At 57.5% G+C, this 26,653-nt stretch carries 19 protein-coding genes; 4 read left to right on the top strand and 15 right to left on the bottom strand.

The window, feature by feature from the left end:
* Positions 1-107: 107 nt before the first annotated feature.
* Positions 108-956, top strand: a complete 849-nt coding sequence (locus PQU94_RS00410) for a DeoR/GlpR family DNA-binding transcription regulator (protein WP_272739514.1) — start codon at positions 108-110, stop codon at positions 954-956.
* A gap of 232 nt (positions 957-1,188) precedes the next feature.
* On the opposite strand, the gene PQU94_RS00405 is transcribed toward PQU94_RS00410, so the two are convergent.
* The 9 genes from PQU94_RS00405 to PQU94_RS00365 all read right to left on the bottom strand — a co-directional run bounded on the left by PQU94_RS00405 (position 1,189) and on the right by PQU94_RS00365 (position 11,481).
* Complete coding sequence (locus tag PQU94_RS00405) at positions 1,189-2,469, bottom strand: hypothetical protein (protein WP_272739513.1); 1,281 nt, start codon at positions 2,467-2,469, stop codon at positions 1,189-1,191.
* Positions 2,470-2,847: 378 nt separating this feature from the next.
* A complete protein-coding gene (locus PQU94_RS00400; RefSeq protein ID WP_272739512.1) occupies positions 2,848-3,894 on the bottom strand; it encodes a hypothetical protein in 1,047 nt (348 codons plus the stop codon).
* A gap of 109 nt (positions 3,895-4,003) precedes the next feature.
* Positions 4,004-5,635 (bottom strand): secretin GspD/PilQ domain-containing protein, encoded by a 1,632-nt coding sequence (locus PQU94_RS00395; RefSeq protein WP_272739511.1) that lies wholly within the window; start codon positions 5,633-5,635, stop codon positions 4,004-4,006.
* A gap of 3 nt (positions 5,636-5,638) precedes the next feature.
* Positions 5,639-6,283: a hypothetical protein gene (locus tag PQU94_RS00390; protein WP_272739510.1), complete on the bottom strand. Its 645-nt coding sequence runs from the start codon at positions 6,281-6,283 to the stop codon at positions 5,639-5,641.
* A gap of 150 nt (positions 6,284-6,433) precedes the next feature.
* Entirely contained in the window at positions 6,434-7,702 is a 1,269-nt protein-coding gene (locus PQU94_RS00385) for a tetratricopeptide repeat protein (protein ID WP_272739509.1), read from the bottom strand.
* A gap of 186 nt (positions 7,703-7,888) precedes the next feature.
* Positions 7,889-9,145, bottom strand: coding sequence for a type II toxin-antitoxin system HipA family toxin (locus PQU94_RS00380; protein ID WP_272739508.1), 1,257 nt, complete (start codon positions 9,143-9,145; stop codon positions 7,889-7,891).
* Positions 9,142-9,459, bottom strand: a complete 318-nt coding sequence (locus tag PQU94_RS00375) for a helix-turn-helix domain-containing protein (protein ID WP_272739507.1) — start codon at positions 9,457-9,459, stop codon at positions 9,142-9,144. Before PQU94_RS00375 ends, PQU94_RS00380 begins: the two co-directional genes overlap by 4 nt.
* 480 nt (positions 9,460-9,939) lie before the next feature.
* Positions 9,940-10,257, bottom strand: a complete 318-nt coding sequence (gene rhaM / locus PQU94_RS00370; protein WP_272739506.1) for an L-rhamnose mutarotase — start codon at positions 10,255-10,257, stop codon at positions 9,940-9,942.
* Positions 10,258-10,266: 9 nt separating this feature from the next.
* On the bottom strand, positions 10,267-11,481 hold the full coding sequence (locus PQU94_RS00365; RefSeq protein WP_272739505.1) for a rhamnogalacturonan acetylesterase: 1,215 nt from the start codon (positions 11,479-11,481) through the stop codon (positions 10,267-10,269).
* 353 nt (positions 11,482-11,834) lie between these two features.
* Between PQU94_RS00365 and PQU94_RS00360 the strand changes: the two genes are divergently transcribed.
* The 3 genes from PQU94_RS00360 to PQU94_RS00350 all read left to right on the top strand — a co-directional run bounded on the left by PQU94_RS00360 (position 11,835) and on the right by PQU94_RS00350 (position 18,706).
* On the top strand, positions 11,835-15,704 hold the full coding sequence (locus PQU94_RS00360; RefSeq protein WP_272739504.1) for a beta-galactosidase: 3,870 nt from the start codon (positions 11,835-11,837) through the stop codon (positions 15,702-15,704).
* Positions 15,705-15,727: 23 nt separating this feature from the next.
* Positions 15,728-16,924, top strand: coding sequence for a beta-galactosidase BglB (bglB, locus tag PQU94_RS00355; RefSeq protein ID WP_272739503.1), 1,197 nt, complete (start codon positions 15,728-15,730; stop codon positions 16,922-16,924).
* 153 nt (positions 16,925-17,077) lie between these two features.
* Entirely contained in the window at positions 17,078-18,706 is a 1,629-nt protein-coding gene (locus PQU94_RS00350; RefSeq protein WP_272739502.1) for an MFS transporter, read from the top strand.
* 295 nt (positions 18,707-19,001) lie between these two features.
* Here the strand turns inward: PQU94_RS00350 and PQU94_RS00345 are convergent, their stop codons facing one another.
* From PQU94_RS00345 to cimA, 6 genes are all read right to left on the bottom strand, one after another.
* The gene (locus PQU94_RS00345) at positions 19,002-19,880 is read right to left on the bottom strand and encodes an SPFH domain-containing protein (protein ID WP_272739501.1); all 879 of its coding nucleotides are present in this window, start codon (positions 19,878-19,880) and stop codon (positions 19,002-19,004) included.
* Between the two features lie 11 nt (positions 19,881-19,891).
* A complete protein-coding gene (locus tag PQU94_RS00340) occupies positions 19,892-20,086 on the bottom strand; it encodes a hypothetical protein (RefSeq protein WP_272739500.1) in 195 nt (64 codons plus the stop codon).
* Positions 20,087-20,336: 250 nt separating this feature from the next.
* Entirely contained in the window at positions 20,337-21,575 is a 1,239-nt protein-coding gene (locus PQU94_RS00335) for a hypothetical protein (protein WP_272739498.1), read from the bottom strand.
* A complete protein-coding gene (locus PQU94_RS00330; RefSeq protein ID WP_272739497.1) occupies positions 21,572-23,776 on the bottom strand; it encodes a putative bifunctional diguanylate cyclase/phosphodiesterase in 2,205 nt (734 codons plus the stop codon). Before PQU94_RS00330 ends, PQU94_RS00335 begins: the two co-directional genes overlap by 4 nt.
* Positions 23,776-24,396, bottom strand: coding sequence for a cupredoxin domain-containing protein (locus PQU94_RS00325; protein ID WP_272739496.1), 621 nt, complete (start codon positions 24,394-24,396; stop codon positions 23,776-23,778). The genes PQU94_RS00330 and PQU94_RS00325 overlap by 1 nt, the downstream gene beginning before the upstream one ends.
* Before the next feature lie 627 nt (positions 24,397-25,023).
* Positions 25,024-26,619, bottom strand: a complete 1,596-nt coding sequence (gene cimA, locus PQU94_RS00320) for a citramalate synthase (protein WP_272739495.1) — start codon at positions 26,617-26,619, stop codon at positions 25,024-25,026.
* Positions 26,620-26,653: the final 34 nt, after the last annotated feature.

Genomic DNA, 26,653 nt, shown 5'->3' with positions numbered 1-26,653 from the left:
GTGGAATGCGCCCTATAAGAATCAATCATGTTCGATCATGATATGCGAAGGGCGTAAACCCGTGGCGCGTATCAGGATTATCGCACAGGCACACAGGGCGGATTTATATGCACCTCCAGGACCGTTGGAAGCTCATCATCGACGAACTCAATCCCGACCGTGTCACCTCGGTCGATGAGCTTACGGCACGTCTGGAGGTTTCGCCGGCCACCATTCGCCGCGATCTGAATGAACTGCATGAACTCGGTCATTTATTGCGTGTTCGCGGTGGGGCGATGCGCATTGAGGGCAAGCACTTTACCAATAAGGCCGAACCCAAAACGCCCGAATTTCAGGCCGCAAGCCTGACGGGGCAATCGAGCTTTCTGGCGTCAACCATCGTCAATGCGCCCGTTAAGCGCGCTATTGCACGCGCTGCGCTCGATTTCTTAAAGCCTGGCATCTCGATGATTATCGATGGCGGCTCAACCACCTACACCATGGCCAATATGATGGCCAATGAGCCCTACCACGTGCTCACGACCTCTATCCCCATTCTGCAGTGTCTGCTTGACCGCTCCAAGGTGAAGGTCACCCTGCCTGGCGGGGAGCTTTTCCGCGAACAGCGCATCATTCTGAACCCTTATGAAGACGGGATGCTGCAGAACTTCTCAGCTGCCAAGATGTTCATCGGATGTCAGGCCCTGACGCGTAACGGCCTCATGCAGTCTGACACGCTCCTCGTGCAGTCAGAGCGCCGCCTGATGGAGCGCGCAGATCAGGTGATTGTGCTCGCCGACTCTTCAAAAATCGATGCACCGGCATCATTGTCCGTATGCCCCTTAACCGCCATTGATGTGGTGATTACCGATGAGGGGATCTCTGACCCCGCCCGCGAATGGCTTGAGCATGCAGGCATCGAAGTTCGCATTGCACAGGTCACAGCTGATGATCGCAAAGCCTCCGAGGTCGTCTAACCTTTAGATCTCATACCCGTCGATTAACCTCTGACCCGCACTCACTCCGCGCTCGCCCTTGCCTGCGACTGTTTTCAGCCGTTTAACATCTTTGCGTGACCTCAGCGCGGATGCCATGCAAATGACCTGGTCGAAGTTATTGTCAGTCTTCGGATCATTCTCTGTCAACCGGGTTTTCTGCCTATCGCTGAAAGAAAAGGGCCCTGGCGACTATACGCCAGGGCCCGGCTCCTCAATTTTGGTTTAAGGCGCTGTTTCTGACCTTTGTCACAGACGAGGACGGCGGCAGATTTCGCGGGGTGTCCAAAGGCACGATTGTGAAGGTCGCGGTCGCGGTCGCGGGCAAGGCGTCGTAGCCGCTTGCTTTTGCAACGAAGCTTGCCGACTTTCCGACACAGCCAGCCGACTCGGTGAATTTGAAGTCAACGTCGAAGGAAGTGACCCCCGCCTGTGGAGAGACTTGAACGACAGGTTGTTCGAAGCAACTGCTTGCCTCTGACGTTAAAAGCGAGACCTCAAAGAGCTGGCCTGCGCGCACCGCCTGAAACGGCGTGGCTTTAAACCTCGCAATCGAGCTGAAGCGGGCGGCGCCAGTAAGCGGTGCGTCTAGCGCTTTCACGGCATTCGCCGGATCGCTCATAAGTATCAAAGTAAGAGGGCGAGATCCTGTTCCGGAGGGACGCAAGGTATAGGTATGAACGCCGACAACCTCTCTAAGCGAAGCGGGGGCGAAATTAAGGAAGCCGCCTTCATCTTCGCCCGTCTGTTGATCGTAGCTGAGCGCGGGTGCTCCTGGCGTTCGGTCTATTTGCACACCTATAACCGGAGTCGCGCGACCGACAAAGTGAACTGAACTACCCAGCGTTGGAAGGGCGTCAAACGCCATGAAACTCGGCTTGGTGAAGCAAGTTCCAAGGCTGGTATTCGTTGAGCGCGCCGGTACAATCAGGGTAAGGGTATCGCCCGAGAGGTAAGCACTGCCGCCATTGCGGGCAAGGCAGGCGCCGAGTGTTGAGACCCTATGGCTCCCCCCCGTTCCGAAGTTGAACGCCGTCGAACAGCTATAGCCATAGGCCTGGATCTGGGTACACGCATCTTGCGCGCTCGAAAACAGGTAATACCCCGTCCCGCTACGACAATCGGATTGCGGACCGTAGGAATAGGAGACGCCACTTGACGAAGGCGACGAACGGTTCGCCATGTTGGTCAGACAGGTGCGTACCGCTTCGGCAATAATTGGGGCGTCAAGTGCACGCTTTTGGGCCTCCGTAAGGTTCGATACCGGGGACTGTGAGGCTTCGCGAGGTTCGTTGTCGGACGACCACTCCAGGCGATTGATATAGCCCGGTATGAGGGTCAGAGGTATTTCCTCCGATCCCACCTTCAGACTGCCAGTTTGTCGCGTTGGCGAACCATCAAGTTTCAGGACAACGACCCTTGAACCGATAGAACCGCAGCCGGCGACCGCGTTATCTGGTCCACTATGCGCCCCGTCAAATGAAAAGGGTGCCACTGATCTGCCCCTTTAATTGAAACTGTGACGGGTCCAGAAGATCAATCCCGTTGCCGTAGAGTTCCATCGTGAAAAAGCCTTTGCCCGATAGGTTTATGGGGCCCTTGGATGGTCGCCACACGCCTCCAACTTCGTGAACCGCCGAGCATCTCGCATTTTCGGCGCGGCGATAGTTAGCGGACTCAACCGCCGCCAGACTTGGGGTGGCAAAGCACAAGGAGAGCAAGCCTCCCAGTGCGATTGGAAAGAGTTTTTTTTAACATAACCAGTCCTTTGGATTGATCGTAAAGCTTATGGACGTAGGGTGACGCTTTACTCCATCGGACGCACTTAAGGCGTTGCCGTGCCGACAATAGATCGCCCAAGTGCGTACGCGACCTAGTTGATGGGCATTTCTAACGAGAGCGTTTCTCCGCCTTCGCCCGTACTCTCGGTATAGAGCTGAGCGCTCACCACCACGCTTTGGGGCGCATCATTTGCCGCAGGTGCGACGGGCCTGGTAGTCAATTGTGGCCTCGTCGGCACTCTTGGGATTTGCGTGAGATTTGTGGGTGACTTCAGGGTGACGTTTGCCTGGGTGGGGGTGCTGATGATGATCGGCAGACGACTACTGCCGTCGGCAAAGTTTGGCGCGAAGGCAGCGACAGAGCCGTTGCTCAGCGATGGGAACTGAGCCAGGTTTGTTGGAGACAGGCCGTAGCGAACCTTCAGGGCGTTTGACTTGACGGTCTGACCACCAAAAATGTTATAGTACACAGATGCGGGATCAATTGGCTCCACTGTGGTAACAGCAATTTCAACGCGCTCACCTGCTCGTGCCGGCCCAGTGTTCGTGCCGACCCGATAGATCGAACCTATGCGCACGGGGTTGTTCTGAAACTCAAACGGGAGCGGTGTCTCAGGGGTTTGGTTACTGTAAACCGAGCTTAGTCCGAGACGGTGTCGATGGATTCGACTTGACCCGAGCCGGATCGCCACGGGCAGGGTTATTTTGACTTTGTTGCTGCCATTGGCAACAACGGTCAGATAGGGCCTGGTAAAAGTTTCCAGAGCTGGAAAGACGGCTACCGACTGTTCCTGTACACTGTTTACGATCGGACCTGCTGCATCAAAGATCGAAAACGGCAGCTCACACCCACTCGCCACGTCGCTCGATAAGGTCACAATGAGCGTCAGACTCGACTTCCCAACAACCCCGCCTGTGGTTTGTGCCCGATCGACAGGGCTTCCGGGTATCGCCGGGTATGGCTTTGACGGTGCCGATGGATTCTCAATTTCGATGCGCGTGACGGCCGGAAGAAGGGGCGTGCCGGGCGGTCGGTGCGCTGCATTCTGCGTGGAGGGACATTGAGCCGCGGCCTCGCCGGTCAGGCAAAGGAATGCAGCGGCGGCAGGTAGCAGGTATTCTGGCTTGAAAGGCGGCATAGGTGAATTCCTCAAAGTAGAAGGTCAGGCATGGCTTCGCCATTCATGCCGAAGCATGCCTTACGGGGTTAGTAATCCGGGGTTAGAGGCGGGCGAATGGACCCTGAGTTCAGGGCAAGATCAGCGCCTTTAAGATCTCACCTTGATCATGGGGAAGATTGGGCCAGGTTAAGGGGGCATCGGCTTGTCTTGCCCGGCCAAACAAACGGGAGTGCGAAAGGTTTTCGGTAATCGCCTGAAGGTCAGACCCCGGCGCGATGGTTGTTCCCCAAAGCTTGATCAGACGCTCCACATCGGCCTGGCGGCCCCAGCTGCGGCTCTCGATAGCGCGCGCTGGTGAAGGGGTCACAAGGACCAGTACGGCGTCACGGCGGTTATTGGTCACGCGACGGTTAAAGCCCGAACCAATGAGAGGCGCATCACCGATCACGGGTGTCTTCGTAACCGAACTGTCTCTCACGCTCTCCGACAGACCCGAAAGGATCAGGGTCGTGCCGAAGCGAACCTCTACGGTGGTTGAGACCGTCTGGCGCCACGTATTTAGGGCCTCGTTGAAGTTTCCGGCTGGTTCACCCGACAAGAAGGAGCGGGTGACCTCAATGCGAAGGCGGGTGCGATCGTTCGTTATTTCAACCGGCGTGACCTTAACCTGCGTGCCAATATCTATGTTTTCAAGCTGGGAGAAGTTCACGCCCTTAACCGCGACCTTGGTTGAACGGCCTACGAAGAAGTCTGAAGGCTCACCGCGATAGGCGGTGAGCATCGGGCGGGCAACCACCTGGTAGTACTGACCAAATCTATTGAAAAGATTGAGATTATAGGTGAGTTGCGGCAGGGTGATCGTGTCCGTAATCGTCCGGGTCACTCCGGTGTCACTACCGGCATGGTTCTGCTGGTCTTGCCGGCCATACTGCAATTGCAGACCATCGAGAAGATTTACGCCAACGGAATCCCGCTGCGCATTCTGAGACAGGATGATGGCCACATCCACGGAAACCTGATCAGGTGCAGCGGCTGAACGCTCCTCAGTAACGGGGGCTTCCGGCTGGGTCGCATCGGACGGGCTCGTGCGTTCAAGCTCGGTCATCCGGATCAGAACGCGCTGACCCTCCTCGGGTGCGGTCTTGGCGAGCTGTTGCTGATAGAGCCGTGCGGCCTCGCTCCTTCCATTGGCGCTGTTAGACAACGCCGCCATGCGTAAGGCCGCCTGAGTAAGCGCCTGATCCGATGATAAAGTCAGAGCCTGCTGCGCACTCAGCGCGGCCAGGGCAGGGTCTCCGCCCATATAGGCGCTCATGGATAGGCCTAAGAGGGCGCGGGCATCATCTGGTTTCTGGATGACGGCTTTCGCATAATAGCCCTGTGCCTTTTGAAACTGACCAAGGTCGAAGGCGGCCTTGCCGGCGAGTGCTGCGGCCCAGAATGCATCCTGGCCACTGCGAAGCGCGAGATCATAGCCTGCCATCGCGAGATCAAGTTGTTCGGGATCGCCGTTCGCCTGGGATTGGTAGGTCATGCCCAGAAGGGTCTGTCTCGCGGGATCTGATGGCGACTTCGCCGCCGCATCGCCAAAGCCTTTGCGGGCCAGTTCGACATCCCCTCTCAGCAATGCCTCAGCGGCGATGGATGTCGATGCCTGAGGTGTTTCACTCCCTACCTTCTGCGGAACACTGGCGCAGGCCGTTAGGCCTAATAGGGCCAGCGTCAGAAGAGACGCATTTACATAAAGGTTGCGTGTCATGTGCTAGATCTCCAATGACCAGAAAGCGCGAATGCCTGGCAAGGACAGGCCGAGGTAGCGATCGTTAGCGTCGTGAGTGAAAGTCCAGGCGTCAAAAAACGGGTCGTCAGCGAACGCCTGGCGGATGAGTGGCTGATCCGGCATCAGACAGGGGCCATAGCGTGAATAATGAGGCTGGCGAATCTGGCGACGGATCAGTGCCTTTTCCTCCGTCGACTTTTGCGCAAAGTCAGCGGGGCAGGTCAGCGGTGCCAGGGGCACCGACGTCAATGACCCATAGAGGCTGTTGAAGTCTCTGGCCCTATCCGTCCCGTTCACCCCCTTGTCTGTTCCGCCAGCAGCTGTGAGAAGACGACCGAAATCAACGGGCGCAATCGCCTTAACAGAGCGCGCAGACCCAGGGCTTTTAGATATGTAAAGACCGTTCTGTCTTGCGTGCACATCAATCGGTTGGCCGTTGATTATCAGAAGCAGAATCTCTGTTTCGGTAAAGGTGGCCAGGCGCACGATGCCGCTCTGTCTTGCGTTTAGAAACGCTTTGACCTGGGAGGCGCCTCCTGAAGTGACGCCACCATAGGCAGGCGTCTGCGAGCTTAAGAAAAGCGCGCCAAGGCTTAAGATATTTCGGCGCGTCCAGATCGCTCGCACTGCTGTTCTCCCCGTCATCCCCCGTCTGTGCCGCTTTTTGGCGTCAGGCGTAAACAGGAAGAAGTAAGGCGCAAGTGCCTTGATTTGACGATGTCGCAAACTGTTGCAAACGGCTGAAATGTGCCGTGCGAGAGCGTTGTAATTTGGAGTTTAGGCGTCGGGTCTGGCGGTAAGGCGCTCAACGAGCGCCGTGATCTGCGCATCCCCTGCCCAAAGCCTCAAAATGCGTCCGGTTCGAGCCGCATCCCCCCACGACTCTTTTCGGCGCGTCGCCTCCCTTAAAAGGCTCACCGTCTGGGCGCGGTCTTGCGCGACAGAGGCGAGAAACACGGCCCAGACGTGCTTTCGCCTGTCCCCGCCTTTAAGCTCACCCACGGCCGCGGCCATCATTTCAGTCTGCACGGCCTGAATACCGCTCTTTGAGGCGGTGCGCAGGCGTTGCGCATGGCTCATCAGGGCCTGATCCTCGGTCAGCCGGGCAAATTCAGTCAGATCATTGACGTAACCCAAGTAGTCGCCATCGGCGAGTTTGACCTCGCTCGTGCAGTCATAGATCAAGGCGAAGGTCGCATTTTCTTCTAACAGCTTGCCGAGGTCCTGGCGGGCCTGGGTGTCATTGCCGGCCGCCCATTGGGCCCACGCCATCTCCGTTTGAATGGCGCGCGATCCAGGCTCTAAAAGGCGGGCTTTTTTCAGTTCACGGATCGCTTCCACATGTTGTCCATTGTCGGAAAGCAATGTCCCGAACCAGAAATGCGTTTGCGGGTCATCTGGTGACAACCGCAGCGCCTCGCGGAACGATTTTCCGGCGGAAGCCGGATCATCGTGCCACCAGTACTGAACAAATCCGATCGCGCGATGTGCCGCCGCCAGTGACGCGTCAAGGCGTCTGGCCTCAAGGGCTGCGATTTCAGCCTTTTCAAAAGCACTTTTTTCGTCAAGCCCGCCAAACTCATGCCGCAACAGATAAACATCGGCTAGCGCCGACCAGGCCGGGGCAAAGCTCGGTTCTTTTTGCGTGAGGGTCTGCAGAAGTGTCTGGGCCCGCTCAAGAGATTGCGGTGTGCGTTGTGCCCAGGAATCCCTCGCATCCAGATAGGTTTGGGCGAGAGCCGGATCAGCGGGCAGCTTGAGTGCCGCTGAGGTCTTATCCGAGCTGAAACTCAGGACGCCGTAGGTGAGTGCCGTGAGGATAACAATCAAAGCCAGGACACCCGCAAGCACCCACTTCGGGGAGAATGCGGGCGCAGACCCCTTTTCTGACGCGAGCCCCTCGGGGGCGCTCGCCTGAGGGTCATCTTCAAGCCTTCCCTGGCTTGCCGCCCACGCATCAAGCTCCTCGGCCAGGGCGTAGACGGTGCCGACCTTGCCGCCGGGTATTCGCTTGACGGGTAACCCACGCTGTTGCGCCCAGCGCATGACGGTCGTCCGATCACGCCCAAAGTGGGCGGCAATAGACTTCCAGCCGTCAAGACGCCCCGAACGCCTCATAAATCCCACCCCAAATCATTTCTGGTCTGGGCGTATAGCTAACCTTTCAAAGGGCCGGGCACAATCGAAATGTAACGCAGTTTTCGGAGGCGGGCGATACGGCCTTCTGTACCTTCAGGTCGCAAAGAAACAAGCCTCCACGGCTTTATGCGCGGCGGTGATTTCCGTTTTTGATGCCCTTGTCACGCCGGCTTGCGCTGCATGAAGCGGCCAGTCGGCTATAGCGCATCTCACCTCATCAATGAGGCGGGAGGTAGCGGTAGTGGAGAAGCCATGCCGTTTGCCAAGGGCCATTACGTGACGGCGATTTGGGTTGCGGCCTTTGCCTTCGACATCGAGATAGTGTTCGCCGCCGGGCCCCGTAGAGAATGTCAGGTCATAAGCGGGCGACAGGCGCCACTGCCCATGTCTATCCATGAGGAAGCTGTGCTGACGAACGTGGTCGTCGCGATTGCAGGCCAGAATGTTGAAGACCATGCGGCGAAAGGCGCTTTCCACATCGCTGGCATGACGGGTGATGGCAAGAGTGGCGCGCAGAAGGGTGTCGTAGCTCGAAGGGGTGCGCCAGGGAATTTCGAGCGCCCCGCCAAGAGATATCATATGAAGTCGCTGTCCGGCCTGCGGCCGGTCAAAACGGCGGGTAGCGAAATAACCCGGTCCTTGCCGTGCCGGCAACAGGCGGTGCGCGCTCATTGTTAGACCTGCCTGAATGGCCATGTCGGCATAGGCGGCTTCAATGGGGCCGATATCAACAGGGTCCTGTGGCGCGCGAAACTTGACGATCCAGGCCTCATGTCCCGCGGCGGTCTCACTGTCAGAAACCGAAATTCGACCGTCCGCGCCAAAGCCCACGTGTACCTTGGGTCTTGCCCCGCCGGAGCCTCCCGCAAGTGCGGCCAGCGTGTCTATAAGGTCCGTGTCCTCTCCGAGGATCACGGCGGTGGCTTCCGCCTGTAGCCGGTCAAGATCAAGATTCATTTGTTCGGCCGGTGGCGTGGTTGCGGGCCGGTAGGTCAGAGCGCCCCGACCACTGTCTCCGACGAGGGCCAGGCGATCAGGACTGCTTAGGGTTTCGAAACGGACGCCAAGACGCGCCAGACGCCGTCGCAACACAAGCTGACCCCAGTCTTCGGGCAGGCTTTCGGCAAGAAAACCGTGCAGCCCCTCAAACTCACGGCTTCGGGCGGCATGTAAACCGGGCGAGGGAGGGTAAAGCAAAGGAGAGGGCGCAAGACCACTTACGAGCAGCGCCTGTGCCCATTCAAGCTGTGCGCGGCCATCTGCCATCGCGAGGCGGGCGACTGGCAAAGCTTCGCTCTCTTCATCAAAGCGGAATCTGACATCGAGAGGCGTACCCGGGGAAAGGGTCATGGCGCCTTCTTCCGATTGGGGGCCCGGCGGCGCTTAGCGGGCTCTGCTTTGGCCTGCCTGGCGAGAAGGGCGTCCATGGAGGATGCTGCAGGGATAGGGAAGAGGCGCTCCAGTTCGTCTTCACAGCGCAACGCAATGGCAGCCCTGACGAGATCCGAAATCGAGGCGTTTCCCTCCGTTTCGAGCCGCCGCCAGGTCATGTAGGCGATGCCAGAACGTGTAGCGGTATCTTTCTGTGTCCAGCCAAGGGCCAGCCGCCGGTCCCTGATCCGGTGAGCGAGCTCGATCCTCAATTCTTCTGCGGTCTTTAGCATTGTTCATATATGAGCCATAGATCGGGCATTTGCAATTATAATGATCTTATTTGATCATTATGCTTTCAACCTAACCTTCAGATTTCATCAATGCCGATTATTCTCCCTTTTGGTCAGGGCCCTTTATCTTTATCCGACATTCAGCGATGCGTTTGTTCTGGATTTAAGTGGTTCCGCTCCGGTTCACAGTCTTTTGTCTGCATTGGGTGGCCGTCAGGACGTGTGAGATGAGCGTAAGATTTTCAGATGTCTTCAAGACCCTGTGCGCCGAAGATCTCGCGAGGGAGGTTGGGCAGCATGGCCCAAAGCGCGTAGACGTGTCGTCTTCTGCGGATTGTGATTGTATGCTTTGTCGTGACCACCGTAATGATACCTATGGTGGCCAACGCGTTTGCCTCAAGCCAGATCTTTTGGTTTCACCCATGTAAATCCTTTATGACTTCGAAGACTCACATGGGTGAGGAATGCCTAAGCTTCAGGTCAGGCCATATAGAAGACGGGCTTAAGATCCTTTGCCACCGGCGAATTGTCGGGGTTTGACTCCATGATGTCGGCCATAAAGGCCCACCATTTCTGCATCACCGGGTGCTTTGGCAGGTCGTCCATTTTGTGAGTGTCTGTGCGACGCAGAACCCCAAACAGGGTCAGCGTCTCTGTGTCAAGGAAGATGGAGTAATCGGATACGCCCGCCTCATGCAGAAGGTCAGACAGTTCCGGCCAGATCTCGTCGTGTCGCTTTTGATATTCGGCTTCAAACCCGGGTTTTAGCTGCATCTTGAAGGCATGTATCTGCGTCATGGTGTTTCCTTAATTGCCTGAAATCTTTGCCGGGGCTTCGCGCATAATCGGCCAATCGGCGGGGGTGAGGTCGTAGGCTCTGGGGTCGGGCGGATGAGACGGATCAAACGCCTTAAAGTCGGCGGCGGGCCGAAGTCCGAGACCTGATTGCGGGTTCGTCAGGACTTGCGCCACATAGTTTGCAATCTGATAGGCGCCGTAGGCATTGTGATGCGTTTTATCCTGTCCGCTGTTACCGAAGGCGAGCGGACTAAGATCAGGGCCCAGGGCCTCATAAAGCGTCCTTGTCCGCGCCGTCAGGTCTATGAAGGGAACACCAAGTTCGCCCGCCACCTTACGCACAGCGTCATCATACCCGGCGAGCGTGTTGGTAATCTTGCCCCCCTCAAATGAGCGGCGAGAGACCGGGGAGATAAGGACGACCTTTGCGCCTTTTGCCTCCACATCGGCCGCAAAAGCCTTAAGCCAGGCCGGATAGGCTTTCTCGGCATCCACATAGGTGCGCGGCCACTGTTTTTTCTGGTCGTTATGACCAAACTGCATCAGAACGACGTCGCCCGCGCGCAGGTCGCTTAAGAGCTTATCCCAGCGCAGGCTGGTGACGAACGACTTCATGGTCTCACCGGAACGGGCGTGGTTGGCGACCGATATGTCATTTGACAAAAAGCGCGGCAGCATCTGTCCCCACGAGGCGTAGTCGGTGCCGGCCTGATCCGTTACGGTGGAATCCCCCGCAATCAGAACGCGCCGCGCTGAGACCTTTGTGACCTCAACGCTTTGCACGGAAGGGGCGGGACCGGAAAAGGCAATCGTCAGACGCTCATCCCAGGTGCGTCCAATGTCTTCGTCGCCTCTCAAACCCACTTTCGGGGCCTTACCCTTTGCATCCTGTTCCGACGTAACCACCGAGGCATCGCGGACGTTTACGGTAAACTCAACCGTCCTTATCTCGCCTTTTTTGAGGACCACGGGCGCCAGCATCAGGCGGCGGTCCTCCGCCCACAGGCTCGTGCGGCTCGCCGCAATCTTTGAACCAAGCGTCACGCGTACTCGATAATCCCCCGGCCCCGCTCTGACCGCGAGCGCCGTCTCATTGCCGTTTGGCGTGTTAGTGAAGCCATAGCCGCGGCTCGCCTCATAGGTCATGTCAGGCGTTACAGCGACACTGCCCTCGCTTGGCTGAAGACCAGGGGTCAGGAGAAAGCGATGGGGCAGAGGGGGCAATATCGTCTCCGGGGCCGGGCTTTGGGCGTAAACGGGAAAGGTCGCGAGCAGAAGGGTGACCCCGGCAGCTAGCGCGCTCACGCGGGCGCGAGTCTCATTTCTCTGATCGATTTTGATCATAATGGCGTTTTTCCTGATCATAACTGGCCCTTATGTGCTCGTTTGTGATATTTTTTCATTGATATGGCCCCCCGTCAATGTCATCTTAACGCACCAGCCGAGGCTGGCCGTCGTTGCGCGGGCGATTAAGACCTGCCGATCCGAAGATCGCGGCCGCCTTACTGTTACAGAGGAACCCCAACAGAGGACCCCATATGCCCAACCAGAAACCGCTGCGCCGGAACCCCCTCCGCATGGCAGCCCTTTCGCGTGTTTCGCACATCGGTCTTTTAGCCGCTGCCTCGCTCGGTTTCGCGGCGGGCGCCTCTGCGCAGGAGCTCGGTATACCTCAGGGCTCGGATGCACAGCGTCAGGCTCAGGCGGCCGGTGAAGCGGCAAAATCTCAGAACGTTTTCCTCATGTCGGCCTTTATGGCCACATCGCAAAATACGCTCAGCCTCTTTACCTCGTCGGATGGGGTCACCTTTAAAACCCTGGGCTCGGAGGTCTACACCCCCTCAAAAGGTTTGTTGCGCGATCCCTCGATCATCCGCCACAGTGATGGCTACTATTACGTTGTCTATACGACCAACTGGGACGGAGACACGTTTGGTATCACCCGCTCAAAGGACCTGAAAAGCTGGGAGCTGGTGTCTGAGGTTAAAGTCTCTCTTGAGGGTGTCACCAATACCTGGGCGCCGGAGTGGTTCCGCGACAAGGATGGGAGCCTTAAGATCGTTGTCTCCCTGTCAAAAGGCGGCACCAAAGGCCCGTTTGGCGCCTATATCCTGGAGCCCAACGCGGATTTCTCGCAATGGTCCGCGCCGAAGCCTTTGCAGGGACTGCAGGGTAATTTCATAGATACCTTTATTGTGTCGACCGAGCGCGGATACAGTGCCTTCGTCAAGAACGAGACGACGAAGTTTATTGAACTGGCGACATCGAAGTCTCTTTACGGGCCCTGGAAGATTGAAAAGAAGGGCGACTGGGCGGGCTGGGGGAACTGGCGCGAGGGCCAGGCGCTTGTAAAGCTGCCCGATGGGGGCTGGCGTATCTATTTCGACGACTACATAACCAAGCGCTACTGGTATTCCGACAGCCGCGACGCCTTCAAAACCTGGACGCTAAAAAAGGAAGTGGGCGGCGTCTCAGGTGTCGTTCGTCACTTCACTGTCCTCTCCGAAGACCCAAAGGCTTTCGCGCAAGCGACAAAGCCCAAGGCATCGCCTAAGTCTGTGACCTGGGACGAACACTCCCTGATGGTAGACGGCAAGCGTATCATGGTCTGGTCAGGCGAAGTCCACCCGTTCCGTTTGCCAAATCCCTCCCTGTGGCGCGATGTGCTCCAGAAGATGAAGGCCGCGGGCTTTAATGGCGTCGCCTTCTACTTTGACTGGGGATACCACTCGCCCGCACCTGGCGTTTACGATTTTACCGGCGTGCGCAATATCGAACGCGCCCTTGAGATCGCCGAAGAAGAGGGCATGTACGTCATCGCCCGAACCGGGCCCTATGTGAATGCGGAACTGACCGGGGGAGGGTTCCCCGGCTGGCTGTTGCGTCAGCGCGCCGAGGCTCGTACGGACGACCCGCTGTTTCTGGCGGCCACAGATGAGTGGATGACCCAGATTAATGCCATCATCGCTCGCCATCAGATTACCAATGGCACGGGCACGGTCATCGCCTATCAGCTTGAAAACGAGCTCGGTAAGGTCGAGCCCAAGCACGTGCGTCAGATGGAGCATCTGGCCAGAAAAGCGCGCGCAGACGGTATCAGCGTGCCCTTCTTCCACAATGCGGCGGGTCGCCTTCCCGACTGGACTCCAAAGGATTCGACCGCGCCGTGGGCGAATCCCGGACCGACAGACCTCTATGCCTTTGATGGCTATCCCGGCGGCACATGTAATGTTCATGCCGACCCCTCAGGTCCCAATAAGGCGCCGGACTGGGGCATATATGGAACGACGCCGCCCAAGATCGGGTCATTGTCTTCGCCCAAAACGCCCGGCTTTGCCGCAGAGCTCGGCGGTGGCTGGTTTGACTACTGGGGATCGAACGGCACCTACGAATGCACGGCTAAGCGTCAGGGGAAGGGGTATCAGCGCGTCTTTTACGGCACGAACCTGATTAACCGCATCACGATCCACAATATCTATATGACCTTCGGGGGTACGTCGTGGGGCTGGCTGGCGGGGCCTGTGGTCTATACCTCCTACGACTACGGAGCGGCTATTTCCGAAGACCGGGGCCTCCGCGAGAAAGCCTATGCGCTGAAGCAGCAGGGTATGTTTGTCCAGGCGGCCGAAGCGGTGCTCGCAGAAATGGACAAGGGCGATCCTCTCAAAAGCTCGAACGACAAGATCAAGATCTATCACAACGTCAATCCGTCGCTGAAAACCCATATTCTGTTCGCCGTCCACAATCCTTCAGATGCGTTAAGCGATGACAGTGCAACCTTTGAACTGACGACGAAGGATGGCACCTATAAGATCCCCGTTCGCGTCAACGGCCAGGACGCCAAGATGCTTCTGGCCGCCTATGACATGGAGCGCCAGCACCTCGTCTATTCCAGTTCAGAGCTTCAGACGCACCTTCGCAATGAAGCCGAAGACATAGCGCTGCTGCAGGGCCGCGTGGGTGAAGCCGCAGAGACGGTGCTGCGTTTTTCGAAAGCGCCAAAGGTCGAGGTTCTTTCCGGCCAGGTCTCCTCGACCTTTGATGCGAAAACAGGCGACCTGAAACTCAGCTATACCCATAGTGGCCTCATTCGCCTGCGGATCAGCGAAGGCGGTCGTGCGCCACTTTTGCTCTTGATCGCAGACGAGCCCACGAGCTTTAACTTCTGGCGTCAGGAGACCTCGGAGGGGCCGGTCCTGCAAATGACGGCGGCCCTCGTGCGCGAGGCAAGGATGGCTGCAGGTGAGCTTAATCTGACCGGCGATACCCAGACGGAATCAGCGCTCACCATCTGGGGGCCCAAATCCATTAAGTCCGTCAGGTTCAACGGAGAGGTCGTCGCCGTAAGCCCGCAAAGTGACGGCAGCCTGTTCAGCGAACAGCCTCTGCCGCGCCCAGAAAAGGTCACCCTGCCCGACCTGGCGTCCCTGCAGTGGACGCGCCGTGCAGACAGTGCTGAAGCCAACCCCGGCTTTGATGACAGCCAGTGGATCAAGGCCGATAATCGCCCCACAGCCGCCCAGACCTGGACAACAACCGAGCGCGGCCAGCCCACGCTCAGCATGAGCGACTACGGGTTCCATCACGGTGATGTCTGGTATCGTGGGCGTGTTCAGATCACCGATCAGACCGCGGATCAGCTTGAACTCTTCTACGGAGCCGGTGGCGCCGGAATGATTCAGGTCTGGGTCGATGGCAAATACATCGGTCAGCACGAGCACGACACGGGCCGCCAGTTTCCTGAAACGACGGACAGCGTCAAATTCAAGCTCGATAAGCTAACCCCTGGTGAGCACGTGATCTCGGTCATGGTCCGCAACAACTCCCATAACTGGGATCTGATGGCCGATGACGCCCATCGCGAAGCCAGGGGCCTGATCTCGGCCTCCCTGACCACGCGCGCCGGTCGACGCTTTGCTGTGCCGATCGAATGGCGCCTACAGGGCAACAAGGGGGGCGAACAGATCGCCGACCTCGTGCGCGGCCCCATGAACAATGGCGGCCTTTATGGTGAGCGCGAAGGCTGGTATCTGCCCGGGAAGCTGGACGGCTGGCAAGATGCGCGCCAGACGGATGCGCCACCGGCACCTGGGACCTACTGGCTTCGCACGCAGTTCAGGCTTGATCTGCCGAAGGGACATGATGTTCAGTTAGGCCTTGCCTTCGGCGATACAACCACCCCCCGCTCTGACCGTGAAAACCGCGCCCTGATCTTCGTCAATGGCTGGAACATGGGCCAGTTTATCGCGCACATTGGTCCGCAGAGAACCTTCGTTATCCCGCCGGGGATCCTCAATCCTAACGGTGAAAACACCATCGCGCTCGCGGTGACGACCGATGGGAAGCCGGAAAATGCGCTGGAGCCCGTCCAGCTTGTCAACCTGCGTACAAGCCGTGGCGGCGTTCCATTGGAAATTATGCCAGCGCCCAATAAACTCCAACGCTAAGTATCCTTTCAGAGTTACGCCCTATGACCGCTCAAATCTTCAAAAAGCCCGTTAATACGAATAATCAGATTTTAAAGCCGACCGATCCGTTCAACATCGATCCGCTTTTGCAGCATCAGTCAGCCGCACTTGACGCCGACCGTGATGACTATCGCCGGGCCATCGATCTTTTGATCGATAATCTCATCCATATTGAAGACACCTCGGGCGAGTTTTTGCTGCGTCTCACCGATGGCCGCGTCATCGATACCAAGGCCTGGCACGGCTTTGAATGGACCCAGGGCATCGGTCTTTACGGCATGTATAAGGTCTGGGAGATGACGGGCGATAAAAAAGCCTGGGACATCATGATCAACTGGTTCGAGGACCGGTTTAAAGAAGGCTCGCCGTCGCGCAATATCAATACGGTCGCGCCCTTCCTGACGCTCGCCTATCTTTTTGAGCGAACCGGCGATCGTCGCTATCTGCCCTATCTCGATGTCTGGGCCGAGTGGGTTTATAACGATCTTCCGCGTACGGAAGAAGGCGGCTTCCAGCACATCGTCTATAACAGCGTCAATAACCAGCAGCTGTGGGACGACACCCTCATGATGTCAGTCGTGCCACTGGCCAAGATCGGACTTCTTCTCAACCGTCCGCATTACGTTGAGGAAGCCAAACGTCAGTTTCTCATCCACATCAAGTATCTGACCGATCGAAAGACGGGCCTATGGTTCCACGGCTGGACCTTTGACGGGCGACATAACTTCGCAAACGCGCTTTGGGGGCGCGGTAACTCCTGGGTGACGATCGTTATTCCGGAATTTATCGAACTTCTGAACCTGCCGAAGGACGACGCCTTCCGCATGTTCCTGATCGAGACGCTGGAAGCTCAGGTCAAGGCGCTCGCTAAGCTGCAGGCCCCGTCGGGCCTTTGGCGCACCATTCTCGATGACGAGACCTCTTACGAAGAGGCAGCCGCCTCCGCCGGTTTTGCCTATGGCATCTTAAAGGCCGTGCGCAAGGGCTATATTTCTCGTGAATACGAGGCCGTGGGGATCGCCGGTGCCAAGGCGGTGCGCGCTCACATCAATATCGCGGGCGAGCTGACCCAGGTCTCCTTTGGAACGCCGGTCTTCAATACCATTCAGGAATATAAAGACATTCCGCTCACCTCTATGCCGTTTGGCCAGGCGATGGCGCTGCTGACCATGGGCGAGTTCCTGTACAGATTTATCTAACGTGCACCTCCCGATAGAGGGGAGGCGGATGTCTTTGGCGTGAGCCAAAAAAACGGTGGGGTTAAGGTCAGCATGACGACCCCCTCCGTCGCCGTCGAGACGGCGACACCTCCCCCGTTTTGCCGGGGGGGCGGATTTTGGGAGTGAAACGATATGGCCGAAGTGGCTCAGGTGCGTAAGCCAATCTGGATCAACTACTGGGGTTGGGGATCGGGTGATATGCTCGGTGCCGGGGCCCAGGCCGTCATCACCGGCTGGCTGTTTTATTTCTTCACCAACTTCTGCGGTCTGAGCGCCATTGATGCCGGGTTTATCCTCGGCCTGCCACGCCTGCTCGAAGCCATTACCTGCCCGCTGATCGGCTACATCTCCGATAATCTACGCCATACCTGGGTGGGGCGTAAAATCGGGCGACGCAAGATCTTCCTGCTTATCACCATACCGCTGCTGCCGTCCTTCGCGCTGTTGTTCGTAACGGGGCAGACCTTCTGGTACTATCTGTTCGTCTTCATCTTCTTTGAACTGCTCTACACCATGTTCCTCATTCCGTGGGAAACCCTCGCCGCGGAAATGACCAAGGATTACAAGGAGAAAGCCAAGTTCGCCGGCGCGCGCATGATCATTGCGCAGTCTTCTGCCATCCTCGCCTCCTACCTGCCGACCTTCATTATCGACAATTTTGGCGGCAAGGATTCGCCAGACACCTTCCTGATTATGGCGACCATTTTTGGCCTTCTGTTCTCGCTGGTGGTCATTCTGGTGGTCGTTTTCTCTTGGGAGCGACCCTACACTGAGGAAGAAAAGCGCATTCAGCCGCAGCCCTTCAATGCCGCCGCCGCGCTGATGATCCCGGTCAACATGTTCCGTGATCTGTTCTCAACGCTTAAGCTGCGCGCGTTTCGCCAACACCTTTCAATCTATCTGGGCGGGTACCTGTCGCAGGACATCTTCAACACCGCCTTCCCGCTGTTTGTGGCGACCGTTCTGGCGGCCGGAGCGACGCTGAGTAAGGGTGAGACCACCACGCTCATTTCCGGCATGATGACGCTGATGTATATGGCGCAGCTCGCTTCGGTGATGATCGCCATTCAGGTGGTGATCAAAACCGGCCCGACGCTCGCTTATCGCATCGCCATCAGCTTTGTGGGCGCCGCGCTCTTGCTGTTCCTGGCCTTCTATTTCACCCAGCCCGCAGGCATTGCGGCGGGCCTTGAAAGCCTTAATGGCAACCTGTTTGCCGCTTTCAGCCACTCTAATTTCGGCGTTGCCTTCTGGCTGATCGTGCCGATCATTCTGGCAGGCCTCGGACGCGGTACGCTGAACTTTGTGCCCTGGTCAGTTTACAACTACCTGCCTGATATCGATGAAGCGGTGACCGGTCAGCGCCGCGAAGGTATCTTCGCCGGAGTAATGACGCTGGTGCGCAAGATGGCGCAGTCTGCGGCCATCGTGGCGACCGGCTGGATCATCAATCAGGGCGGTTATCTGGCGGCACCGAAGGACTCGACCGTTGTCATCCAGCAGTCTCCGGAAGCCATCCACACGATTGTGCTGGTATTGATTGCCGGTCCGATCGCCGTGATGGTGCTGGGTATGATCATCTCCTGGAGTTTTGGCCTTAACGTCAAATCACACGGCATCCTTGTCCACGAGGTCGAGCGTTTGCGCGCTGGGGAAACCGAGCCGGAATCAGAGGAAAGCCGTCGTGTGGTTGAAAACCTGACGGGCTTCAAGTTTGAGAATCTTTGGGGCCGCAAGCCCGTAAAAAGGAAGAAGGCTTAAGGAAAACCCCCGCCTTTGTGAGGCGGGGGTTTTTGCTGTCGGTGAAAGAGCGCGCGCACGTGCATCCCTTAAGGTCAGTCCGAAGCCCCATCATCCCTCGAAAGCGCGCTCGCCTTTCCCCCGCGTCTTTTGGCAGCGTCGAGCTTAATGCCCCGTTTGCCCAGCGCCTCGCGAATGAGGACCTCAAGCTGGGCATTGGTTGAGCGAAGCTCGGCCGCCGCCAATCGCTCGACGGCATCCATAACGTCCGGCGGTACGCGCAAGAGATATGATTTTTTCGAAGGTGACGCCACGGCTAGTAAAGCGTGCCCGTGTTAACGACGGGCTGTGCTTCACGATCCGCACACAGAACAACCAGAAGGTTAGAGACCATCGCGGCCTTTCGCTCTTCATCTAAGTCCACCACCCCACGCGAAGACAGCTGGTCAAGCGCCTGCTCCACCATGCCAACAGCACCGGCTACGATCTTCTGACGGGCAGCAATGACGGCCTCGGCTTGCTGACGCTTCAGCATAGAGCCCGCAATTTCCGGGGCATAGGCGAGGTGCATAAGATGGGTCTCGTCGATCGTGACGCCGGCGACGTCGACGCGGGACTGAAGATCTGAGCGCAGTCTTTGTCCGACAATCTCCGCATCATCGCGCAGCGTAGGCTGGCCATCCTCGCCATGGTCATAGGCATATTGGCGAGCCGTTTCTCTAAGTGCGGTTTCAATCTGAATGTTTACGAACACCGCATAGTCATCGACGTCGAACAGGGCGCGTGCAGAGTCAGACACCCGCCAGACCACATTGGCGGCAATCTCAATGGGATTTCCCCGCTGGTCGTTCACCTTCAGGGCCTCACTGGTCACGTTTCTGACCCGAAGCGAAACCTTCTTGCGCTCATACCAAAATGGAACCCAGCGCAATCCCGTGACCCGATCAGTCCCCTTATAATCACCAAAGAGGATAACAACCGCCGCCTGATTGGGCTGCAATGTATAAAACCCGCAGAGAATGAGAGCCGCTATGACGGCACAGGGGATGGTAACGATCAGACCTGCGCGTCCAAGGGTAACGATCGCCGCAATAGCACCGAGCGTGAGGAGAAAGACGAGCAGAAGCCAGCTCCAGCCGCCATTGCCGCCGCCCATCTTATCCTGCGTCCGATTAATCGCTTGTCCGGTATCCATGTCTCTTCCTCCTAAACGTCCATCTCTTTAACGACGTATCCCTTACCCATCATCTTCGGTCGAAACCGGATGATCTTGTGCTGCTTTTGCTTGCGCAGAAGGACAGACTGCATGCTGCCCTCAGCCCCCTCCACACTCGTCGAATAGCTCACAACTTCCCAGCCTTGCGAAACAAGGGCACTTACGGGGCGCTCTTCATCGGTCATCATACCCTCTGGAGCTATATCAAAGTGATATCACTTTTAGAGGGGGCGTCAATGGATTTTGGAGCGGGTTAAATCCAGTATCCGGAAATGACAGCTGCTCGCTGCGATCGTGCATAGCCGCTTTTCGGCAGACACGACGTCACCTCGCCGCACTCGCGGTCCCCTCGGTGGGTGGCCTAAATCCGTGGCACTTTTTTGGGGGAAGGCGTAGTCAAACCTTGACGGCGGGCGGGCAGGCGGCCCTCTATCCTCAGTACTTGATCTTCAGATCGAGCTGCAGCTGGCTCTGAGAGGATTGCGGGTCAAGTCCCTGGTAAAGGCGCGATGGCCGCTTTGAGCTGACCGCTAACCATTCGAGATTAAGGTCGAGATGCGCGTTTATCGGGCGCATCCAGGCGAGCGTCAGAGCCTGCCCCGTCTCGTTGTTGTTATCGATGAGGGGATTGGAATAATCTTCAGTTTCAAAGTGCTCAAAGCGCGCAGTCAGACGCCTTCCCTTTGGCGATATGTGTGACGCCATGAGATAGGCGGAACGAAAATCCATATCGACAGCGCGCACACCATCGGCGCGCATGCGTCCCCATTTTGTGTTTCCAACCATCAGCTGGGACAGGATCTCGATCCGCGCGCTGGGTTCGTACTTTGCACCAAAATTGAAGAAGCGCGTTGCCCACCCATACTGCCCGTTATCAAAATCCGTCGGGTTTCCGTGCGTGTTGTAGTAGGTGGCATTCAAGGCCAGGGGCACAGACGGGCGCCAGTCGAGGCGTGCATAATAGCCCTGTCGGTCGTCAATCTCCTTGGCGGGCTTCGTAAAGGGTGCTTGTGACCGGAAAATGCGTGACCAGCCAGCATTGCCGCGGGGAAGGGGCAGTTTAGCCGTCGTCGTTGAGCGAATATCGTGCAGGGCCCAGCCGCGATAAGACAATAAGGTGCCGGAGGTATCGTTGCCTCTGAAGACGCCCAGTGTGGCACCCACCTGCTGCTGGGAATAGCTTTGCTTAAGGCTTAACTCGAGGCCCTGGACGAGAACCTCTTCGGCAATCCAGCTATTAATCGCCGAGGGCGTCACCGTGTGAGTGGTCGTCCACCCCACGCCCTCATGTTCCATGGAGACGGGCGGGTACATCTGGCCAAGGCGTGCGGAAAGACGCAATGCCGATTTTGGTACCGGGCGCCATTTCAGATAGGCTTCATTGATCCCCGTCTCGTGACCAAGCTCAGGGACGTGGACGACCTGAATATAGCCGGTTACGGTCTCACTGAAGCGCGGCGTCCAGATAAGGGCCGCTTCGGCGAGCCGGCCCTTCGTCTCACCCCCATAGCGGGTCTTTCCGTACGCGCGCTCGTGTAGCCAGCTCGTCTCGCCGTTTGTCGCGACCGCACGCACATTCACCCAGCCTTTGAGCGTTTCAGCCGAGAAGAGGGTCGTCTGGGCGTTCGCCAGTCCTGGAAAAAGGCACAGGCAAGCAAAAAGGAGACGCTTCATGAAGCACGCAATTCCATTTTGGGTTCGCCAAGCGAACGCGCGTCAAAGCTTGCCAGGTGCGCAAGAAGCGCGTCCAGAGGCATGGGGCGGGCGATGCCATAACCTTGCGCCATATCGCAACCCATAGCCGCCAGAACGGCCAGTGAGGTCGGGGTTTCAACCCCCTCCGCCGTGACTTTCATCCCCAGACTGTGGGCAAGCTCGATCGTTGAGCGGACAAGAAGCGCGTCGCGTTGTCCCTGTTCAATTTCGCTAATAAACGCCCGATCAATCTTCAGCTCGTGCGCCGGGATCATTTTCAGATAGGATAAAGAAGACAGACCCGTGCCAAAGTCGTCAATTGAGATCTCAATACCTGCCGCGCAGAAGCGATCAATGGCCTTAAGGCCCGTATCCGGATCTTCGATAACGGCCGTTTCGGTGATCTCAAGACAGATACGGCCAGGATGCGCCTGACACATGGAAAGGGTTTCGGCGTTAAAGGCGTCGTCGCTTAAAAGTCGTCCGGAGTAGTTCACGCTGATATCGACGTCAAAGCCGTTTGCGCAAAGCGTCTTCTGATCCGCCAGAACCGTTTTCAAGACATGGCGCGTGAGATCCGGAATGTATCCCGCTTCTTCGGCGAGCGTTACAAAACGCTGGGGCGACACCATGCCCCTTTGCGGATGGTTCCAGCGAACAAGCGCTTCAAGGCCAGACAGGGTCTGGGTGCGATAATTGTATTTTGGCTGGTAGTGGACGCTCAATACCCCGGCTGTGATGGCACTGTGCAACTCGTCAGTCAGGCGAAGCGCATCGGCCATGTCGGCATGGGTTTCGGGGGAGTAGACCGCAAAAGGCTGTTTGCCGCTTCTGGCCTGGTCAAGGGCGATGCGGGCACGCTCTATAGCCGCTGTCGGTGGCAGAACGTCAGTGTGCGGATAATAGAGGCCGAGCCTTGCGATCAGATCAAGACTTTGCTCGCCAATTTCATGGCGACGATTGAGGTCTTTTAGGAGCGCGTTGAGGTCAATCTCGCTCTGGCTCACGATTAAAAGCTCGTCAGGCCCGGTTCTGGCCACGAACGCCTCGGGTAGGTTTGTGGTCACGGCGTGACTTAAGGCCCGCATGGCGGCATGGGCGGGCCCTGCGCCCCACACGGCGCGCAGGTGCCCATAGTGTTGCAGACCAACGCAGATCAGAATGGCCGGAGAGGTCTCACTCAGATAGGCCTCTGCCGCTTTCGAGTTCGGCATGCCTGTGGCAATCTCGTGAGTGGCAAGGTGACGGATATCGCTTTCCCGCTCTTCAATTGACACCGCCATATCGTTGAAGGTCGCCGCGAGCTGGGCCATTTCGTCCTCGCCCTTAACCTGCACCTGAGTGGCGCGTCCGTCGCGCAGCGCGGCCGTTGCCTCAATAAGTGCGGTCACAGGCTTTGTCAGATGACGCGCCAGAACGAGACTGGCAGCAACGACCGCCATGAGGCTTAAAACGCCGATGGCCAACAGAAGATTGAGAAGAGGCTTATAGGCGTCGAGCGCCTTCGCTACAGGATAGGAAAGACGCAACACCACCTGATGGCGGGTATCAAGGGTCGGAAGGGGCGTATTCGCGGTGATCGTCTGAGCTGCTTCCTCCGCGTCACCGGCTGACACCATTGCGTGCAGGGGGATAGCGGAAAGCGCTTCAAGATCAGCCATGGCCTTGCGGTCAAGGCGCGAGGCAAAAACGATCCATCCCTTAAGATCCGGGGCGAGCACCGGGGCAGCCACAACGTTATAGAAACCATCGCCAAGGGCAACGACACCCGTTTGGGTGTCAAGCGTGTCGCTCTCGGCAAGAAGGGCTTCGACGCCTTTTGCTAAGGTGTCATCGCCCGCCAGAAGCTGGCCGTCGGAGGTCAGCACAAGGCCCGTGTCCGCGTTGACGCGCTGGCGTAGATTGGCAAAGGCCGAGGCGACGGTTGAGCGGTCATCGGTGGCCATGGCAGAGATGAAGCCAAAGTCGCGCGACAATAGCTCGGCATTGGTTTGCAGCGTGTCAGACTTGACCTTCCACAGCCGGTCAAAAACCGCCGCCGTCGCGCTCATTTCGTTTTGCACGCTCTCGCGGGCATAGGAGCGGACCGCCGTGTAGGTGAGGGGGCCTATCAGGCACAGAGCGAGCCCAAAGAGCCCGCCATAGACCACCGTCAGGCGTGTACTGAGCTTTCGAACCATCAGTACCCGCCCCCGGCGTGAGCCATGCGGCGGATCTTAAGCTGAACGCTGATCGGCTTTATGGGGCCCTGAACGCTAAGGGGAAGGTGGGTTTCCCCGCCCTTGGCACTACTCATGGGATGCCAGATAACGAGATCGCCAGCACCGTTAGGGAGATTAGTCAGGGTGACCACGCCCTTGTCATCGGTTTGGGCATAAAACGCTGTGTCGATCACCCGGATATAGGCTTGCATTGAGTCGTGGATATTGCAGCCAATAGCAACCGTCCCGGCGGTCGGGAAGGTGAGGCTGCGAGATAGCCCGCCGCCATAAAGCGGCAGCTGAAATTTGCGCGCCGGGGAAAACGAATAGACGTGGTGGCTTACAGCGTCCTGATTAGGAAACGAAACGGTTGCCCCGGCCGGTACCACCAGAACGTAGGGTGTGAAGTTCATGTCACGCTGTGCCATGACATAGGGCGCTTTGATGCCGACAGGCGCACTGCCTGCCGCCGGCTCATAGGTTACGACCGCATCTCTGACGGGCTTTCCCGATGTGTCCGTAATTGAGACACGCAGGTCTGCCGCGACGACAGGGGTCGCGCAGAGAAGTGAACCGATTACCGTCAGAGTCGTTTTCATCCGCCTAGGCTATCAACAGGCGCTGAAAACATGATTAATGGCTGGTCTTCTTTGATACGAGTACGAGAAGGCGCCATGGGTTTCATCCCGAAATCGGTCCCTTCCGGGATCCGCCGCTTTTGCGTTTTGGCACTTCCATGCAGCAGCGCGGCGACAAAGCCCTCTTTAAAACCAAGACCTTAATTTGGGCGATCCCGTTTTAGAGTGGACTTCTTTCCGATGCGACGTTAAGTGAGGCAGCCCGCAGTGTACTGGCATATTTTATGCACGCTGCCGGGAGTGTTGAGCTTACCTGTATCGGATCGTTATCGTGCTTTTTTTCATTAAGTGGATGTCGCAAGGGCTCGCGCTTTTTTCAAAGCGGGACAAGCGACAGCGCAAAAAGTCAAAGAGACGCTATCTTTATCGATAGACGAAGGCCGAAGACGGCAACCCCGCTCACCCATTCTGATAGCGTCTCTTATTAGCCCTTCACGCACACAACCTGCTTAAGTGTGTGCACGATTTCGACGTGGTCGGACTGCGCTTTCCGACGCTGACGTGTTGCAGTCAGACGGCCCACGCTTTGCGCTTCTTCCGGATGATTGCGCAACAGTCTTTGGGTAAGGGCCAGCCCGAGGCTAAGCCCTATTTTTGCGCGGCCACGCCCCTTTTCATCAGAAACCACGTCAGGGCATCAAAGAGCGCATCGTTGGACGCATCGATGACGTTGGCGCTGACGCCGAGCGTATGCCAGGCATGGCCATCCGAATCGCGACTTTCAATAACCACCCGCGTCAGGGCGGCAGTCGCGTCTGAGGGCGTCAGAATGCGCACCTTGTAATCGCTCAGGTGCATGGCCTCGAGTACGGGATAGTGGGGTGTCAGCGCCTTTCTGAGCGCCTGATCGAGCGCATTGACCGGACCATTGCCCTCGGCGACCGTCATAACGGTGGATCCGGCCACAGACAGCTTCACGGTCGCCTCCGCAAGCGTGTCGGCGTGTCCCTTGGCGTCCATCCGACACTCGTTGAGTGCCCGATAGCTCAGAAGATCGTAAAAACGCGGCAGTTGCCCCAAAAGACCGCGTGCTAACAGCTCAAAAGAAGCGCTCGCGTCTTCATAGGCGTAGCCGAGCGCTTCGCGCTCCTTCACGATCTTCACAAGCTCTGTCACGCGCTCATCATCGGCCGCAACCTCAATGCCCATCTGTTCGAGGCGGTTGAGCACATTAGCACGGCCCGCCTTGTCAGAGACGAGAATGAGGCGCGTGTTCCCGACCAGGGCAGGGTCAATATGCTCATAGGAACGGCTGTCTCGTGCCATGGCACTGACATGAAGCCCCCCCTTGTGAGCAAAGGCACTTTTGCCAACATAGGCGGCATGGCGGTTTGGGACGCGGTTGAGCCGATCATCGATCAGGCGTGAGAGTGAGCCTATTTCTTTGAGTTGCTCCATCGAGACGCCGGTCTCAAAACCCATTTTGAGCATCAAAGTAGGAATAAGGGCGATCAGATTAGCATTACCGCACCGCTCACCAATGCCATTGATCGTGCCCTGAATCTGGCGGACACCCGCCTCAACTGCCGCCAGCGAATTGGCAACGGCCTGCTCGGTGTCATTATGACAGTGAATGCCGAGATTTGCGTCTGGTAACATCGACTTTACGTCGCTGACGATACGGTAGACCTCCGATGGCATTGACCCACCGTTTGTATCGCAAAGAATGATCCACGAAGCACCCGCCTCATGGGCGGCCTTAAGCGCCTCAAGCGCATAGGCTCTGTTCGCCTTATAGCCGTCAAAGAAATGCTCAGCGTCGAAATGCGCTTCGCGACCCTGATCTAAGACGTGCGAAAGCGAGTCGCTGATCATCTTCAGGTTTTCACTGATCGATACCTTCAGCGCCGTTTCAACCTGCCAGTCCCAGCTCTTACCCACCAGACAGACGGCTGATGTGTTGGCATTGAGAATGTCCTGAAGCCCCGGATCATTAGACGCAGAGCGGCCAGCGCGTCTTGTCATGCCAAACGCAGATACCTTCGCAAAGCGTGTCTGCGGCACGCGTGCGAAAAAGGCGTCGTCTGTCGGATTGGCACCCGGCCAGCCGCCTTCGATATAGTCGATGCCAAAGGCATCGAGGGCACTGGCAATTGCCAGCTTATCGGCAACGGTGAAGTCAATTCCCTGCGCCTGCGATCCGTCACGCAGGGTGGAGTCATAAAGATAGATACGCTCGGCCATGGCTCAGCTATAACCTGGTCCTGGCTTCGTCAAT

The sequence above is a fragment of the Asticcacaulis currens genome (assembly GCF_028550395.1).
In the GTDB taxonomy this organism is placed as follows: Bacteria; Pseudomonadota; Alphaproteobacteria; order Caulobacterales; family Caulobacteraceae; genus Asticcacaulis; species Asticcacaulis currens.
This window is presented reverse-complemented; position numbering and strand designations above follow the sequence as displayed.